The sequence below is a fragment of the Polynucleobacter sphagniphilus genome (genome assembly GCF_001953355.1).
GTDB lineage: Bacteria > Pseudomonadota > Gammaproteobacteria > Burkholderiales > Burkholderiaceae > Polynucleobacter > Polynucleobacter sphagniphilus.
In genome coordinates this window covers 119,423-133,520 of record NZ_MPIY01000017.1, presented here as the reverse complement: position 1 = coordinate 133,520, position 14,098 = coordinate 119,423, and the positions used below count along the sequence as shown (strand labels likewise).

Sequence of the window (14,098 nt, the reverse complement as noted above, 5' to 3'; positions counted from 1 at the left end):
TTGCTTCGGGTTGCGTAGTTACGAGTCAGAGTTACTCATTTGTCCCAAGTAGTAACTCATTCGCAACTTATTTCTATAGCCACTCATTCGCAACTCACTTCGCCACTCACACTTATTTAGCTTTGCTAAAGGAAAACAAACAAAAATATTGGCGATATTTGGTGGTTTTGGACAAATTGAGGTCGACCAAATCCCAAATCAGGTAATAAATTAAATGTGCCCATTAACAAACAAGGAAAATTAAATGAGCGCATTGGAATCACTCAAGCTAACAACAGCTAAAAAACCTACCCATATCCCTGCAATCGTATTTCGCAGGAACAAGCTTTCTAGCAAGTTGTGGGAGCAAATCCAGCTAGCCAAAAGTCATATAGATGGCACGCCATTTGTTGTTACTAAGTTCAAAAGCGTTAAAGATAAAGAAACTGGTTTGCGTCGCCAAGTAGAAATTCCCAAGCGTATTCGCGAGTGGTGGTTTAAGAATGAAGCTGGCAAAGTCTGCGTGTCAGTCAAATACGGCACTAAAGTGATTGAGCTTGCTAAAGGCAAGCACAGCGTTGAAGTAGATAGTGCACAAAACTTAGTGAAGGCGCTTGAGCTGGTTAAGCAGGCTGTAGAAGCGGGAGAGCTTGATGCTCAAATTGAGTCAGCTAGCGGGGCATTGAAGCTAGGGTTTAAGAAGTAAGGGGCAGGGGTGTCGTGTTAAGCACGACACCTTGCTTGCGATAAATACTTGTATGAAAAGATATAAGGCAACAGTAAATGCAAGCGGACTATGGGTTGAGACGATTCTCTTCGCTCAAAATCAAGCTCAAGCCTATGCACTCTTCAAGGCAATTTTCGGCGCTAGTAATGTGCCCCACCAACCTCTACAGATTGGGTAACTATGCGTTTTAATGAAATAGCCAATAAACTTCCAATCAAACCCTTAAGTCCAGAGCAAGCTAGACTTAAATCAATGAAAGATCGCGTCAAGAGAGATTAAGAGGCTGTAAAAGCTGAGCGTGCCAGGCAAAAGATTAAGGCTGGACAGCAAGAGCTTGGTAAAGTTGAGCTATGACTTCTAAGGGCTCAAAATATGAAATTAATAGTCTCTAAAATTATCGCCTCAGTCAACGAAATTGCAATTGATCTGAATGCCTCTAATTGGAGGCGAATAAAGGCGGAAATTGAGGCCGTTCAGGAGGAGGGGCGATGCGAGGATGTTGATGTAAGCTCCCAAAAGAAGTTTATCGACTGCTTTATTGGCAATGAGGAATTGCATGCGGAACTATTTGATATTTTGGCGTCTAATAATTTGGGCGAAGAGGAAGTCTTTTTAGATTCATCAAATGAGACTTTTGAGGGAAGGGTTGATGGTTAGTGGTTGCTCATAAGCCCTACCAAGCAGTTCAAACAACGACCGTAATGGCGACGTATACGGTGGGCTTGTAAATAAGCTGTTTGATACACAAAGACCCGCCGCATTGATGTGAGCGGGTTTTTGTTGTTTAGTGGGCAATGGGGCTAGGGTTAATACTCAAAATTGATAGTAGTTATTGTGATTTATATGGAATTTGGTGAAAATAGGCTGCCAATACCTAGTTACTGAATTGGTTGGCTAGAAAAATCTAAGAAAAATAAAAAATGAAATTACTTAATATTAAAAATATCGCATTAGTAACCGGTTTTATTTTGTTTGCGATTGCTGATGTGAGCGCCCAAACATGCTCAGGATCAAATATTGCCGTTGGTAGCAGCCAAAGTTGTCCAACAGTAACAGTAGCTAGCGATATTAATTCAGTTACAAATGCCGGAACAATTGGCAGTGGAAACTTCGGCATTAATTTTTTTAGTAGTACATCTCCATCTAATATTACTGTTGGCACTATTACCAATGCGGCAACAGGATCGATTGGTTCCGGTTTTTATGGTATTTTGATTGAGTCGGCTGCGAGTGGCGCCAATAAGTCAATCTACTCAACTATTAATGCGATCAATAATGCTGGCTCAATTACAGGAAGTGATTACGCCATTCTGAGTGATGCCGCCCTTGGTTGCCCTTCGGGCTGTAACAATAGCACCTCACATGTTTCCATCGGATCAATTACTAATACGGGAACAATAACGGGTTCAGGGTCTTACGGCATATTTAATACGGCCTCTGTTGGTGGGTTTGGCTATTCGGGTGTAAGCTCAACGACCACAATTGGTTCAATTGTAAATTCAGGGACCATTAGCTCAAACTACGCCATATATAACTCTGGCAATAATATTTCTGGAACCAACACCGTTTTAGCAACCATTGACTCGATTCAAAATAGTGGCTCAATAACAGGTACAACATATGGAATTATTAATTCTGGATTGATCAACAGCATTGCTAATACCGGCTCAATTACTGCCGGAACCACCAACCCGCAAATGGGCATCAATAACAATGGCACTATTGGTAATTTGACCAATAGTGGTTCTGGTTTGATAAGTGGCTACATCGGCATTCAAAACGGCGGAACAATTAATGCTCTCACTAATACCGCAAGCATTACTGGCCCTGACTACGGGATTGTGAACTACGGAACAATTACCACGCTGAATAACGGACAGGGTGCTGGCAATACAAATGGCCCGCTAACTTTCTATCAAAATTTACCCACTAACTACAACATCATTATTAATAGCAAAACGAGCTATGGTCAGCTAGCCGTAAATGGTATTAGTGGTGCCACTACCTTCGGAATTTATGGCGGCGGAGTTGCTGGCGTAGCCGCGTCAACCCTTAATAAGGGTACCTATTCAAGCGTTTTGTCTGGCGTGTTATCAAGCAATCTTAATAACACCAAGGGTAATTACAACGGCTTTACTTGGAGCCTAAACAATTCTTCTGGAACTATTTGGGATTTAATTGTTACTGGCGCCTCCACAGCCGACACACAACAATCTCTCGTCAACACAGCATCCGCATTACAAAACACCTTCACACTTCAAAATACCGTTCTTGCTAATAGCTTTACTTACGACTGTAATGTGTTCGGTGCTAATAATGTTTGCGTATCTGCTGGTGGCCGCAATACCCAAGTATCAGCAGCCAACGGATTAAACAATACCAGCGCACTCTTAATTGCCGCATATCGTGTAATGCCATCTGTTCGTATTGGCGCTTACGCAGACCAGAATCTATCAGTAAACAACGCAGGCTCCACTGTGAATCTTGGCAACAACACACCACTCATTGGATTGTTCGGTGCTTGGAATGAGCGCTTGAATGGCACTGGTACAGAAGTAAAAGTATCTGCGGCTTATGGTCAAAAGAACACGACAGTTACACGCCAAGTAGTAGGCACTAGTGAGGCTGGTTCTGGTTCCTCACAACTCAATAGCCAAGGCGCACAGCTAACAGCTAAGTATGGATTTGGTTTTACTCCTGATGTGATCGTATCTCCATATGTTGGTGTTCGTTACACACAAAACAATATGAATGGCTACTCAGAACAAGCTACTAGTTCTGTAACAGCACCACTGACATACTCAGCATTAAATACAAACGCCACTACAGCATTAGCTGGTGTTGGTGCCCAATATAGGTTCATCCCACAAGCAACTGCGTTTGCTAGTGCTGGTGTTGAGACAGATACCAATACAAGCAACGGAACTTACTCTGCCACTGGTATCACTGGATTAACCCCGATTAACTTCAATGCCAATCCAGTCAAGACCAGACCAACAGCTACTGTTGGTGCTTACTATGATGTTGAGAAGAATCAACGTTTAGGTATCACAGGCATCTATAGACAAGAGCCCTACCAAGCAGTTCAAACAACCACAGTGATGGCGACGTATACGGTTGGTTTGTAAACGGTGTTAATTTGAATCAAACAATAGACCCGCTTCGGCGGGTTTTTTGTTGTCTTGAATAAGGGGTTTATTAAAACGCAGGGTTTTTCACCTTCAAAAAGCCTGCTTTTACTTAAACCTAGCCTGCTAAATATATTGATGCTTATTAAAGAAGTAGAAACTATCAAATCTATAAAGCCACTGACGCCACAGCAACAGCGTATAGACACGCTTAAGCAACAAGTTAAGCGCAGTCAGGAGGCTGTTAAAGCGGAGCGACAGCGTCAGCAAGTCGCTAAGGCACAACAACAGCTACAGAAGGCCGGGGCTGTAAAGCCATAGAGTCTTAAGCAACCCTCTATCTCACCCTCTACCGTAGGAAGGATAGAAAATCCGCACAAAGCTAGGATTTACAAGGTTTTTCCAAGAGTTAGCCACAGTAGGCTCATTTAGCAAGCCCATTCACACTTTCATTTATAATTCCAAGTCTTGGCCTGGTAGCTCAGTCGGTAGAGCAGAGGATTGAAAATCCTTGTGTCGGTGGTTCGATTCCGCCCCGGGCCACCAAGAATTCAAAAAGAGAGCTTCTAGCTCTCTTTTTTCATTTGAAAGTTAGCATCGACACTATAAATCTTGTTTTTTATTCTGGAGTAGCTAATAGTCAAGGCAATGCAACTAGGGTGACTAACCCAAGCTTGTTATCCAAAGAAACAGCCATATTGATCGGCATCAATAACTTGTAATGCCTCATTGAGATCTTTTGAGATTGGATTTGGCTCATAGGCTTGCCATTTTCCGCTGGCTCGCATCCAATAAATATGCCACAGAGCCTCAGACTGTATATACCGAAATTTTACAAACGGTCGTCGAGTTAACTCTCCTGGTTTTCCACGCCACAAAGGGCGAACTTCAAAAACACTTACAGTCTGGCCATCGATTTCGTAATCGTAATCAAGATCTTTTTTGATTTCAAGTGGAGCCAGAAGCAGACACCACTGCCCGACCAAATAGTCAATATCCCCTAGCTGTTCAATGCTAAATGCCATATCTGATTAGTTGTCCCAGAAAGTAAAACTGATCAATCAATTTTATTTCAAACATAGCTATTATGAATTATGGGTGAAATGATTACAGTGGATATAGACGTCCTCAGACTAAATGAAGCTCAACTCTCTTGCCCAAGGCCGCCGCATATTTTCTTAGGGTAGTTAGGCTTGGGGAATGTTTGCCGGTAGCCAGAGAGCTTTCTAATCTAGCAATAGCTGGGGTTTGTGTTCCCATCTTTTTTGCCACTTGAGCTTGCGTTAATCCAGCCTCTTTCCTTGCCGTAAGAATCTCATCAAGAATAGCAAATTCAGTGCGATCAAGTTCTTTGACTGCGGCTTTTACAGCTGGCTTTTTAAGCATTTTGCTTATCATTTGTTTATGGGTAAGCATTTTTGTTTTCTTCTGTGTTGTCATTTTTTCCACTCCTTCATACGTGCTTTCGCAATCTTTAATTCTTTCTCAGGCGTCTTTTGAGTCTTCTTAATAAAGCTATGGAGCATCACTATTTCTTTCTCCACCATCGTACAAAAGAAAACTCGGGCGATACCTTCAGCCCCTTTAAGTCTTAATTCAAATAAGCCGCCGCCAAATGAATCCGTATGAGGCAAGCCTAAATTCGGCCCATGCTCAATCATTCGAGTGGTCAATCCAATATAGCGAGCTTGAAGCGTGTCGGGAAGATTCATAATGTCTTCTTGAACCTGCTCGCTGTAATAAAGGATGGAATAGCTCATCCGTGTATGTTAACAAATTTGTTAACATTGAGCAAGAGTAAATTGTCTTTTAAAGCAACAGTCTAGAGGCGGAATTAAACATCCTAGGTCCTGGTCTATTCCGAGCCGGGCCACCGAGAAACACCAAAACCACCTTCGGGTGGTTTTTTCATTTGTAAGAATAAGCTTTTAGTCTAATATTGAAGAATTCAACTTTAGTAATTAGGGCAAAAAATGAATTTTCACTTCAATAGATATTTCTTAATATCAGGCTTATTGATGCTGATGTGTGGATTATTGGTGCCCATTTACTCACCTTACGCAATTGCCCAAATCGGAATATTACAAGCCCATTTAATTGGCGTCGTTCAGGCGCTAGTATTCTTTGCATTTGCTTGGATGTGGCCACAATTAACGTTGCCAGTTTTTTCAAAAAAGATTGCGACTATCTCTCTCTATATTTCACTGTGGGCCAATTGGCTGGGCACTTTTTTTGTAGGTGTTTTTGGTGCCGGTAAAGAGCAATATATTGTTCATCAAGATTTAGTGCCAGGAGCGACAGGCTTTTGGAATGTTGTAACTTTATTGCTGATTAATCTATCTCTCTTGGCAGTACTTGCAACTTTATTGGCCATTGCGGGCTTTTTAAAATATGACTGTTTAGTTCGTCGAGTTAAGACAATGAATTACACCTCATTAGCATTATTCTTAGCTTGTATTGGAATTGCCTTATTTCAAACCTTTAATCCGGAGTATTCGAACGGATAGCTCTGTTTTGGCCCTGGTCGACTTCGCCCCGGCCACCAAGAAACACCAAAACCACCTTCGGGTGGTTTTTTCATTTAGTCCTGCGGAAAGGTTGCGTGAACCAGAATTTTTAAGCCTGGTTGCTTACCCCAAATAATATATGTACAATGTACATATGACTTCATTGCGATTTGAATGGGAACCCAGAAAAGCATCAGCCAATCTGAAGAAACACGGCATTTCTTTTGAAGAGGCGAAATCTGTTTTTTATGATGAAAGTGCTAAGTTAATTTCCGATCCCGATCATTCGGAGGATGAAGACAGATTTATCTTGCTGGGAGTAAGCCATTCTCTTCGTGTAGTTTTGGTTTGTCATTGCTATCGAAGGGAAGGCAATGTTGTCCGTATTATTTCGGCTCGTAAGGCAACTCCTAAAGAGTCAAAAGCTTATTAAAGGTGATGAAAATGCGTAAAGAATATGATTTCTCAAAAGCCCGTAAAAATCCATATGCTTCTATGCTCAAGAAGCCCATTACGATTAGATTGGATGAGGATTCAGTGAGTTACTTCAAGTCTGTATCAGAAGAGGTGGGCATTCCTTATCAAAGCCTCATTAACCTTTATTTGAGAGATTGTGCGGCATCTCGTAAGAAGTTAAACCTTAGCTGGAAGTAGTCTAGCTAGGATTGGGCATCCTAGGCTCTGGTCGATTCCGCCCCGGGCCACCAAGAAATACCAAAACCACCTTCGGGTGGTTTTTTCATTTGGGGAGTCAGATGTAGATGCCATTAGAGCCGGATATCGCTATATAGAAATGTCCTTTAAAAGGACAAATTCATTATTCATCCCTGCGTCAGTCGATGTCGTTTAAAACGACATTAATTGGAATTAATTTTTGCTAACGCCAATTGCTCAATCTTCTTGAGCTGTCTTTTGAATGGATCTTTTGAGTCCAGACCGCGGGATAGTACTAAAGCTCCTTGAATCCCAATGACTGTGTTTTCTGCTTGAACTTTTGAATCAGTTTTAGAAAAACCCACTTCAGCATAAAAAGAAGCAAACCCTTTAATCAACATATCAAACACTTGAGCAATCAACTTCTTGACGGCTTTGCCTGTGGTGCTCGAGTTCATGAGTTCTAGGAGACAAGCTTTTTGGCCGCCATCATAAAAACTATCGAGGTTTTTCAAAGCCGTTTTAAGCCTGCTCTTAATCGAGTCATCACCAGCGAGTACATTCACTATGTTCTCTTGAACACTATGTTTGACCATTTCTAAGGTGGCTATTGCCATCGCTTCTTTGCCTTCTGGAAAGAAATGATAGAGGCTAGCTTTGTTTAGTTCTGCGGCTTTTGACTAGTGCCTTAACTGATGCTTGGTAGGTGTGCATCAAGTACTTATCACGCGCGCGATAGTAGCTCGCACAAAAAAGCCAGCGCGAAGCTGGCTAGTGGGTTAGCGCTGTTATCAGCTCAGTGGTGTGACTGCTGTGCTTCTTGGTCACGCATTTTGATCAAATCAGCAGCAGTCAATTCAACTGTTTTGCCATCAACTGCTACAACGATACCCGTGTTGGTTTTGATAGCGAGATCTTGAGCGGCACGTGCTGCACGTTCCATTGCTGCGTATGAGCCAGCTAGATCTGGATCGGTGGAGGTGCGAATGTCTTTGGTGTTCATTTGTTGCTCCAGTCAATTAGTTTAGGGTGCATGCCTGAGCTGTCATAAAACGCCCATGAGTTCACAACCTTGCTGTAACGCTCATGGAAGTTTTCAAGGCCTGCTTTGAAACGTCTGCGTATAACGTCCTCAGGGATGTTGTGACCACCTTGTAGAACACGGCGTGCAACTCTTGAAACTGCTATGTCCTCATTGGGCAGAGACAGGAACCAAAGCTTCACTTGGTAGCCAAGATGCTGCCAGACCGCAATTTTTTTCAAATAGGCCAAGCCTGAAAGCGTGGTTTCAAACGCAAAGCTGTGTCCAGCATCCACGCACTCATCAATTTCTTCCAACATTAGGCGGCCAGCTTTAAAGGAGGCCGTTTCAGGATTGAAGGGAGCCAAGCCAGCAGCAATCAAGTCGGCATTGATAAACCTGAGCGTTTGGGCTTCCGCTGGCAAAAAGTCACGGGCAAACGTGGTTTTGCCTGCGCCGTTGGGTCCTGTTAGTGGCGGTCTAAAAACGCGCCCAAATGGCTTTTGAACGCGCTTTTTGGGCGAATCCTGAAAAAGCTGCCTTATCCTTCGGAGCAAATGAACCGATCAGACCTCGTGCACATTGAGATCAGGGGCTTCGGTAGTTTCTCAGTCATCCACCGTGCCTCGCGGATGGGCCGTAACCGGCGCAGCGGCGCTCCAGTGGAAATTCCTGCGGCGCGTGTGCCGCATTTCAAGCCAGGCAAAGCGTTGCGTGAGGCTGTCGATCTGCCCAGTGAAGAGGTTGCTCCCGCAAAGAGTCAGCGTAAATGAAGGTCGGGTCTGGAGCAAAACGTAAACCCGCAGTGCCGCGGTAGCCGACTTCCAATGAAGGCAGCTTTGGGGTGACTCCAGTCCCGCATGTCTGATCCAACCCATTTCATTGGCCGAGGACACCCATGAATTGCTGAACGCCAAGGGGAGGGCCTTGTAGGCCCGCCCCTGCTGTCCGGGCTCTGCTTACGCAGCCTTCAACCCTTCCAGCCAGGGCTGTGTGAGCTTGATGGCGCATTCGGTCACTTCATAGCTTCCGAGTGATGCCATGACGTAGGAGTCCTCGCCCAGAACCCGTGCGAGTTCGACGGCATCCAGTCCAGTGGCCAGCAGAACGCCACCCGAACTGTTCTTCTTTTGGCCCGCGAGCAAAAATTTTCCTTCGGTGATGTAGCGCCTGACCCATTCGCCGTGCGCCTTGTTGTGGGGCTCGATTTGGTCAGCGGTTGCCGTGAGCGTCAGTGAAATTAAAAACATGGTGTGCATCTCCTGGTGTGTGAATGTGGCGCGGGGACGTGCAGGTCTTAACCCGCAGACTTGCCACCGTCGACCGTAACGATTTGGCCGGTCACAAAGGCCGCGCCTGCGGACGCCAGATACAGAATGGCGGCGGCGATGTCGTCGGGCTTGCCCACACGGCCCAGTGGCACACCCGCCACCAAAGCCGCCTTGTTTTCCGGCGTGCCGGTAAAACGATCCAGCATGCCGGTGTCGGTCGGTCCGGGCGCCACGGCGTTGACACGCACGCCCGTTGCAGCCACCTCCAGCGCGGCCGATTTGGTGAAGCCTTCCACCGCGTGTTTGCTGCCCGCATACACCGAAGCCCAGGCGGCGCCCGCATGGCCATAGGTGGACGAGATGTTGATGATGCTGCCGCTCTTTTGGGTGGTCATCACACGCAGCTCATGCTTAAGGCTGAGCAAGGTACCCAATACATTGGTATCGAAGGTGGCCTGGTAGCTCTCGGCGGTCTGGTTGACGATGAGACCAGGCTGGCCTTCGGTGCCTGCATTGTTCACGGCCACATCGAGGCGGCCGAAGCGCGCCACCGTTTGATCGACCAGCTCGCGCACCGCATCGTCGTGGCGCACGTCGGCGGAGATAAAGACGGCTTGCGCGCCGAGTTGCTGCAGTTCGACTTCAAGGGCTTTGCCTTCGGGCAGGCGGCGGCCGGAAACCACCAGGTGTGCGCCACTGCGGGCAAAGGCCAAAGCGGTGGCGCGGCCGATGCCGGTCAGGGCTCCGGTGATAAGGACGACGGGCTTATTCATGCTGAAAACTCCTGTGAGGTATTACTGAAAGGTATGGCGGGGCAGCCAATAGATGGGTCTGTTACGCTTTGGAACGATTCCAAAGCACGCTTCCACTGGTGTAAATGTAGAAGCTGGTGGTGGTTTTGAAAAAGACTTTGTTTGCAGGTAGGCATGCTTTGGAGGCATGGGTTACAGTGGACCGTCCAAGGAGTTGAAATGGAATTGCGGCATCTTCGGTATTTCATGGCGGTTGCGGAAACCGGCAGCCTGACCTTGGCGGCCGCGCAGCGCCTGCACACCTCACAGCCCTCGCTGAGCCGTCAGATTCGGGACCTGGAATACCAGGTCGGCGTCGCCTTGTTCAGTCGCAGCGCCCAGGGCGTGAAGCTGACCGACGCAGGCCAGGCTTTTATGGACCACGCGCGCCTGGCCTTGATCCAGGTCGACGCGGCGGTGGAGGCCGCCCGTAAGGCGGCGCAACCTGCCAAGCAGCGCTTTGCGCTGGGCTTCATCACGGGACAGGAAATGACCTGGCTTCCCCAGGCCATGCAAGTTCTGCGCGACGAGTTGCCGAATGTCGACGTCACGGTGTCCAGCGGCTACTCACCGGACCTGGCGCAAGCCGTTGCGCGGGGCACGCTGGATCTGGCCTTCATGCGCGCCGAGCCGGACTTTGATCTCAACTACCAGGTGGTCAGCAAGGAGCCGCTGGTGGTGCTGATGCCGAACGACCATCCCCTTGCGTCGCACAACGAAATCCGGCCCCATGAACTGGTTGGTGAATCCTTTATCGGTATGGGTGGCAAAGCCAGGGTTCTGCGTGCGGTGATCGACGACTACCTGACGCGCGCCAAGGTGCAGATCAAGCCCAGCCAAAACGTGGACAACCCCGCCATGGTCATGTCCCTGGTGGTGTCGACACGCGGTGTCACGCTGATACCGGCCTATGTTGAAAATCTGATGCCCGCATCCGTCGTCAGTCGGCCGCTGGCCGGAAAGGTGCCGATGATTGATCTGTCGATCGGCTACAACAAAACCAATGCCTCACCGATTCTGAAATTGTTCTTGTCACGGTTTTCCGAACTGATCCAACGCAAGTCCGACTCCAGAAGAGCGTAAAGAATACTGGCATAAGATGCGCGATCAAATGAAAGCTTTAAGCCCTGAAGATCGCAAGTTGGTTCACGAGAAAATGAAGGCTCAATGGCAATCAATTACTCCTGAGCAAAAAGAAAGAATGAAAGCCGAGAGAAAGGCTTTCTTTGATGGATTAACGCCTGAAGAGCAGGCTGAGATGAAAGCCCGTAAAGCCAAATGGGAAAATATGAGTCCCGAGGAAAAGCAGAAGTGGCACAAACAATCCAGTTAGGATCAGACATCCTCAGCCCTGGTCGATTCCGCCCCGGGCCATCAAGAAACACCAAAACCACCTGCTGGTGGTTTTTTCATTTGGGCTCGGTTACATTGTTGCTATGAAAGCGCTCAAGAAAAGAATCCTGGGGTCTTGTTGTGGTGCCCATATTCTTCATGATGGATATACCGACCTACTGTATGTCATGTTTCCCATTTGGCAAATGGCATTTGGTCTATCGCTTGCTGAAGTTGGCTCTTTAAAGACTTTATATTCGGGGGCGATGGCTTCCTTACAAGTTCCATCAAGCATGTTGTCAGAAAAGGTCGGTGAAAAACGCCTATTGCTATTCGGCACTCTGATTGCGGCAATTGGGTTTTTATTGTCTGGTTGGACTACCAGTTTTTTAGGTTTGGCGGCCTGTTTAATTCTTAGTGGTATTGGCGCAAGTGTTCAACACCCCCTCTCCTCCTCATTAACTTCCCATGCTTTTGAAGGCTCGGAATTAAGGGGTGCTCTGAGCACATATAACTTTTCTGGCGATATAGGGAAGGTGTTATTGCCATCACTCTGTGCGGCTTTATTGGCAGTCTGGGATTGGCATACCGTAACCAGCGTGATGGGGCTCTTGGGATTGTTGGCTGTAATGTTCTTAGCAGTTGTTCTACCTAAAACAACAGTTACCAATCACTCTAAGACCCAGTTAAATAAGGCATCAAGTGATACAAGCGGAAAAGGTGCAGGCAGCAACTTTCTTAATCTAGGCTTTATTTCTTTATCGTCAATTGCTGCTATCGATAGCGCTACTCGTATGGGGTTTCTAACACTACTACCTTTTTTATTAATGTCTAAAGGCGCCACAGTCACGCAGGTAGGCTTTGCGCTGAGTTTAACTTTTGCTGGTGGCGCCGCAGGTAAATTTGTTTGCGGGTTTATCGCAGCTCGATTTGGCGTAATCAAAACCACTTTAATAACAGAGATTGCTACGTCTATTCTGATGGCTTTAACCTTGCCGCTAAATGTTGATGTTGTTATGTTGATGCTGCCATTAGTTGGTGTTGCCTTAAATGGAACATCCTCTGGGCTTTATGGAACTGTCCCCGAGTTAGTTCCACCGCACATGCGATCAAGAGCATTTGGAGTGTTTTATACAGTAACAATTGGTTCTGGTGCTATTTCACCCCTTGTTTATGGTTTTGTCGGCGATAGGCTGGGAGTCCCTAATACTATTGCCCTAATTGCTGGCTCAGTATTAATGGTGCTACCGCTGACTTTGGGTTTGAAAAAAGTCTTTAGAAGATTACAAGTCTAGAGCTAGGATTGGATATCTTTAGGCTTGGTCGATTCCGCCCCGGGCCACCAAACTCAAAGAATGCCCTGCTCCGTGCGGGGCATTTTCTTTTGGTTTGGCGGATGAGATGGTCACTTGACAAAGCGTACGCTTTTGCGTACTATTTTGAAAAGGAGTGAAATCATGACCACATTAACTGCAAGTGAAGCTCGAGCAGGTCTCTACCGTTTAATTGATCAAGCGGCAGATTCACACAAGCCAGTAGTCATTTCTGGTAAGCGAGCAAATGCCGTTTTAGTATCTGAAGAAGATTGGAGCGCTATTCAGGAAACACTTTATCTATTGGCCATTCCAGGAATGCGTGAGTCAATCAAAGACGCTATGGCTGAGCCTATTACTAAAAGTAAAAGGGCATTGAAGTGGTGACTTGGAATTTAGCTTATTCCAAATATGCCATTAAGGACGCTAAAAAACTATCTGCCGCAGGCCTTAAAGATAAAGCTCAGGCTTTATTAGATATTTTAGAAGTTGATCCTCTCCAAAATCCGCCACCTTATGAGAAGTTAGTTGGTGATCTAAAGGGGGCTCACTCACGCAGAATTAATATTCAACATCGCTTAGTTTATGAAATTTTGCGCAAGGAGAAGACGGTTCGAATCTTAAGAATGTGGACTCACTATGAATAAAGTAGGTATTAGTCTAGGGTAGAGTTTGACATCCTAGGCCCTGGTTCGATTCCGCCCCGGGCCACCAAGAATCTCAATAGCCCACTTGTTGGGCTATTTTTATTTCACACCCTTCTTCAGGATCCAGGCACTTGGGTGTTGTTCAAAACCAAGGGGCCCATAGTATTCTCTTGCCTTTGGGGCGGCCAGTAAAACCAACATACATTCTGGCTCGAGATCTGATTTAGTTTTCTCAATCAATTGCTTTCCAATGCCCTGCTTTTGATATTGAACATCTACAGCTAGATCAGATAGATACGCAACATATGAGAAATCAGTTAATGACCTAGCAATACCTACTAACTTATCGCCATCCCAGGCTGAAACAATCAGATTGGCATACTTATACATATTCTCAAATGCTTTGCGATTATGAATGGGGCGCCTTTCCCCAAGTGTCGACCTGATGTATAAATCGATTGCTTGATCAGCAGAGATATTGGTCGAACTGGAATAGGCGATTTTCATAGCTTTACACTTAATAAAATACCAGTCTATATAGGCCTAGTAAAAAAGTAAAACCAGGATATAGCATCCTCGGCCCCGGTTCGATTCCGCCCCGGGCCACCAAGAATCTCAATAGCCCACTTGTTGGGCTATTTTCTTTTATGGCTTGGCAGGATTAGGCGCCATTTGAGTCGGATACCACTATCTAGAACCGTCCTTTAAAAGGACAAATCAATTATTCA

General features: G+C 46.0%; 21 protein-coding genes, 1 tRNA gene and 2 pseudogenes. 15 read left to right on the top strand and 9 right to left on the bottom strand.

What is annotated here, in order from left to right; genetic code table 11:
• Positions 1–244 precede the first annotated feature (244 nt).
• From BOQ04_RS09410 to BOQ04_RS09390, 6 genes are all read left to right on the top strand, one after another.
• Positions 245–685 (top strand): DUF6641 family protein, encoded by a 441-nt coding sequence (locus BOQ04_RS09410; protein WP_076024476.1) that lies wholly within the window; start codon positions 245–247, stop codon positions 683–685.
• A gap of 52 nt (positions 686–737) precedes the next feature.
• A complete protein-coding gene (locus tag BOQ04_RS10860; protein WP_198929323.1) occupies positions 738–884 on the top strand; it encodes a hypothetical protein in 147 nt (48 codons plus the stop codon).
• Positions 885–1,078: 194 nt separating this feature from the next.
• The gene (locus BOQ04_RS09405; protein WP_076024475.1) at positions 1,079–1,363 is read left to right on the top strand and encodes a hypothetical protein; all 285 of its coding nucleotides are present in this window, start codon (positions 1,079–1,081) and stop codon (positions 1,361–1,363) included.
• 263 nt (positions 1,364–1,626) lie between these two features.
• Entirely contained in the window at positions 1,627–3,834 is a 2,208-nt protein-coding gene (locus BOQ04_RS09400) for a beta strand repeat-containing protein (RefSeq protein WP_076024474.1), read from the top strand.
• Between the two features lie 138 nt (positions 3,835–3,972).
• Complete coding sequence (locus BOQ04_RS09395) at positions 3,973–4,155, top strand: hypothetical protein (protein ID WP_076024672.1); 183 nt, start codon at positions 3,973–3,975, stop codon at positions 4,153–4,155.
• A gap of 149 nt (positions 4,156–4,304) precedes the next feature.
• Positions 4,305–4,380, top strand: a tRNA-Phe gene (locus tag BOQ04_RS09390).
• Between the two features lie 131 nt (positions 4,381–4,511).
• Here the strand turns inward: BOQ04_RS09390 and BOQ04_RS09385 are convergent.
• The 3 genes from BOQ04_RS09385 to BOQ04_RS09375 all read right to left on the bottom strand — a co-directional run bounded on the left by BOQ04_RS09385 (position 4,512) and on the right by BOQ04_RS09375 (position 5,594).
• A complete protein-coding gene (locus BOQ04_RS09385) occupies positions 4,512–4,859 on the bottom strand; it encodes a DUF3024 domain-containing protein (RefSeq protein ID WP_072582001.1) in 348 nt (115 codons plus the stop codon).
• Between the two features lie 103 nt (positions 4,860–4,962).
• On the bottom strand, positions 4,963–5,274 hold the full coding sequence (locus tag BOQ04_RS09380; protein WP_370623372.1) for a helix-turn-helix domain-containing protein: 312 nt from the start codon (positions 5,272–5,274) through the stop codon (positions 4,963–4,965).
• A complete protein-coding gene (locus BOQ04_RS09375; RefSeq protein ID WP_072582000.1) occupies positions 5,271–5,594 on the bottom strand; it encodes a type II toxin-antitoxin system RelE/ParE family toxin in 324 nt (107 codons plus the stop codon). The genes BOQ04_RS09380 and BOQ04_RS09375 overlap by 4 nt, the downstream gene beginning before the upstream one ends.
• A 213-nt stretch (positions 5,595–5,807) precedes the next feature.
• Here BOQ04_RS09375 and BOQ04_RS09370 point away from each other — a divergent pair, with 213 nt between their 5' ends.
• The 3 genes from BOQ04_RS09370 to BOQ04_RS09360 all read left to right on the top strand — a co-directional run bounded on the left by BOQ04_RS09370 (position 5,808) and on the right by BOQ04_RS09360 (position 6,995).
• Positions 5,808–6,341, top strand: coding sequence for a hypothetical protein (locus tag BOQ04_RS09370; RefSeq protein WP_076024473.1), 534 nt, complete (start codon positions 5,808–5,810; stop codon positions 6,339–6,341).
• A gap of 154 nt (positions 6,342–6,495) precedes the next feature.
• Complete coding sequence (locus BOQ04_RS09365; protein ID WP_076024671.1) at positions 6,496–6,774, top strand: BrnT family toxin; 279 nt, start codon at positions 6,496–6,498, stop codon at positions 6,772–6,774.
• Between the two features lie 11 nt (positions 6,775–6,785).
• Entirely contained in the window at positions 6,786–6,995 is a 210-nt protein-coding gene (locus tag BOQ04_RS09360; RefSeq protein ID WP_076024670.1) for a BrnA antitoxin family protein, read from the top strand.
• Between the two features lie 203 nt (positions 6,996–7,198).
• On the opposite strand, the gene BOQ04_RS09355 is transcribed toward BOQ04_RS09360, so the two are convergent.
• The 3 genes and pseudogenes from BOQ04_RS09355 to BOQ04_RS09345 form a co-directional block, all read right to left on the bottom strand.
• Positions 7,199–7,612 carry a hypothetical protein gene (locus BOQ04_RS09355; RefSeq protein ID WP_076024472.1) on the bottom strand — a complete coding sequence of 138 codons (414 nt, stop codon included), beginning with the start codon at positions 7,610–7,612 and terminating at the stop codon, positions 7,199–7,201.
• Positions 7,613–7,791: 179 nt separating this feature from the next.
• Positions 7,792–7,998 carry a hypothetical protein gene (locus BOQ04_RS09350; RefSeq protein ID WP_076024471.1) on the bottom strand — a complete coding sequence of 69 codons (207 nt, stop codon included), beginning with the start codon at positions 7,996–7,998 and terminating at the stop codon, positions 7,792–7,794.
• A pseudogene (locus BOQ04_RS09345) lies at positions 7,995–8,489 on the bottom strand (ATPase); the annotation flags it as partial. The gene BOQ04_RS09350 and the pseudogene BOQ04_RS09345, both read right to left, overlap by 4 nt.
• 108 nt (positions 8,490–8,597) lie before the next feature.
• Between BOQ04_RS09345 and BOQ04_RS09340 the strand changes: the two are divergent.
• Positions 8,598–8,789 (top strand): annotated as a pseudogene (locus BOQ04_RS09340) (HU family DNA-binding protein); the annotation flags it as partial.
• Between the two features lie 186 nt (positions 8,790–8,975).
• On the opposite strand, the gene BOQ04_RS09335 reads toward BOQ04_RS09340, so the two are convergent.
• Positions 8,976–9,266: a YciI family protein gene (locus BOQ04_RS09335; RefSeq protein WP_076024469.1), complete on the bottom strand. Its 291-nt coding sequence runs from the start codon at positions 9,264–9,266 to the stop codon at positions 8,976–8,978.
• A gap of 47 nt (positions 9,267–9,313) precedes the next feature.
• Positions 9,314–10,060, bottom strand: a complete 747-nt coding sequence (locus tag BOQ04_RS09330; RefSeq protein ID WP_076024468.1) for an SDR family NAD(P)-dependent oxidoreductase — start codon at positions 10,058–10,060, stop codon at positions 9,314–9,316.
• Positions 10,061–10,258: 198 nt separating this feature from the next.
• Here BOQ04_RS09330 and BOQ04_RS09325 point away from each other — a divergent pair, with 198 nt between their 5' ends.
• The 5 genes from BOQ04_RS09325 (at position 10,259) to BOQ04_RS09305 (ending at position 13,370) form a co-directional block, all read left to right on the top strand.
• A complete protein-coding gene (locus BOQ04_RS09325; protein ID WP_076024668.1) occupies positions 10,259–11,161 on the top strand; it encodes a LysR family transcriptional regulator in 903 nt (300 codons plus the stop codon).
• A gap of 16 nt (positions 11,162–11,177) precedes the next feature.
• Positions 11,178–11,411, top strand: a complete 234-nt coding sequence (locus tag BOQ04_RS09320) for a DUF3106 domain-containing protein (RefSeq protein WP_076024467.1) — start codon at positions 11,178–11,180, stop codon at positions 11,409–11,411.
• Positions 11,412–11,514: 103 nt separating this feature from the next.
• Entirely contained in the window at positions 11,515–12,705 is a 1,191-nt protein-coding gene (locus BOQ04_RS09315; RefSeq protein WP_072582005.1) for an MFS transporter, read from the top strand.
• A gap of 162 nt (positions 12,706–12,867) precedes the next feature.
• A complete protein-coding gene (locus tag BOQ04_RS09310) occupies positions 12,868–13,110 on the top strand; it encodes a type II toxin-antitoxin system Phd/YefM family antitoxin (RefSeq protein WP_076024466.1) in 243 nt (80 codons plus the stop codon).
• Positions 13,107–13,370: a Txe/YoeB family addiction module toxin gene (locus BOQ04_RS09305; protein ID WP_076024667.1), complete on the top strand. Its 264-nt coding sequence runs from the start codon at positions 13,107–13,109 to the stop codon at positions 13,368–13,370. Before BOQ04_RS09310 ends, BOQ04_RS09305 begins: the two co-directional genes overlap by 4 nt.
• Positions 13,371–13,469: 99 nt before the next feature.
• Here the strand turns inward: BOQ04_RS09305 and BOQ04_RS09300 are convergent, their stop codons facing one another.
• Positions 13,470–13,877, bottom strand: a complete 408-nt coding sequence (locus BOQ04_RS09300; RefSeq protein WP_076024465.1) for a GNAT family N-acetyltransferase — start codon at positions 13,875–13,877, stop codon at positions 13,470–13,472.
• Positions 13,878–14,098: the final 221 nt, after the last annotated feature.

Coding starts and splice junctions, on each gene's coding strand:
- BOQ04_RS09410 (WP_076024476.1), top strand. CDS start 245: ATGAGCGCATTGGAATCACTCAAGCTAACAACAGCTAAAAAACCTACC.
- BOQ04_RS09325 (WP_076024668.1), top strand. CDS start 10,259: ATGGAATTGCGGCATCTTCGGTATTTCATGGCGGTTGCGGAAACCGGC.
- BOQ04_RS09360 (WP_076024670.1), top strand. CDS start 6,786: ATGCGTAAAGAATATGATTTCTCAAAAGCCCGTAAAAATCCATATGCT.
- BOQ04_RS09355 (WP_076024472.1), bottom strand. CDS start 7,612: ATGGCAATAGCCACCTTAGAAATGGTCAAACATAGTGTTCAAGAGAAC.
- BOQ04_RS09365 (WP_076024671.1), top strand. CDS start 6,496: ATGACTTCATTGCGATTTGAATGGGAACCCAGAAAAGCATCAGCCAAT.
- BOQ04_RS09320 (WP_076024467.1), top strand. CDS start 11,178: ATGCGCGATCAAATGAAAGCTTTAAGCCCTGAAGATCGCAAGTTGGTT.
- BOQ04_RS09380 (WP_370623372.1), bottom strand. CDS start 5,274: ATGACAACACAGAAGAAAACAAAAATGCTTACCCATAAACAAATGATA.
- BOQ04_RS09330 (WP_076024468.1), bottom strand. CDS start 10,060: ATGAATAAGCCCGTCGTCCTTATCACCGGAGCCCTGACCGGCATCGGC.
- BOQ04_RS09400 (WP_076024474.1), top strand. CDS start 1,627: ATGAAATTACTTAATATTAAAAATATCGCATTAGTAACCGGTTTTATT.
- BOQ04_RS09315 (WP_072582005.1), top strand. CDS start 11,515: ATGAAAGCGCTCAAGAAAAGAATCCTGGGGTCTTGTTGTGGTGCCCAT.
- BOQ04_RS09350 (WP_076024471.1), bottom strand. CDS start 7,998: ATGAACACCAAAGACATTCGCACCTCCACCGATCCAGATCTAGCTGGC.
- BOQ04_RS09300 (WP_076024465.1), bottom strand. CDS start 13,877: ATGAAAATCGCCTATTCCAGTTCGACCAATATCTCTGCTGATCAAGCA.
- BOQ04_RS09310 (WP_076024466.1), top strand. CDS start 12,868: ATGACCACATTAACTGCAAGTGAAGCTCGAGCAGGTCTCTACCGTTTA.
- BOQ04_RS09395 (WP_076024672.1), top strand. CDS start 3,973: ATGCTTATTAAAGAAGTAGAAACTATCAAATCTATAAAGCCACTGACG.
- BOQ04_RS09405 (WP_076024475.1), top strand. CDS start 1,079: ATGAAATTAATAGTCTCTAAAATTATCGCCTCAGTCAACGAAATTGCA.
- BOQ04_RS09370 (WP_076024473.1), top strand. CDS start 5,808: ATGAATTTTCACTTCAATAGATATTTCTTAATATCAGGCTTATTGATG.
- BOQ04_RS09335 (WP_076024469.1), bottom strand. CDS start 9,266: ATGTTTTTAATTTCACTGACGCTCACGGCAACCGCTGACCAAATCGAG.
- BOQ04_RS09385 (WP_072582001.1), bottom strand. CDS start 4,859: ATGGCATTTAGCATTGAACAGCTAGGGGATATTGACTATTTGGTCGGG.
- BOQ04_RS09375 (WP_072582000.1), bottom strand. CDS start 5,594: ATGAGCTATTCCATCCTTTATTACAGCGAGCAGGTTCAAGAAGACATT.
- BOQ04_RS10860 (WP_198929323.1), top strand. CDS start 738: ATGAAAAGATATAAGGCAACAGTAAATGCAAGCGGACTATGGGTTGAG.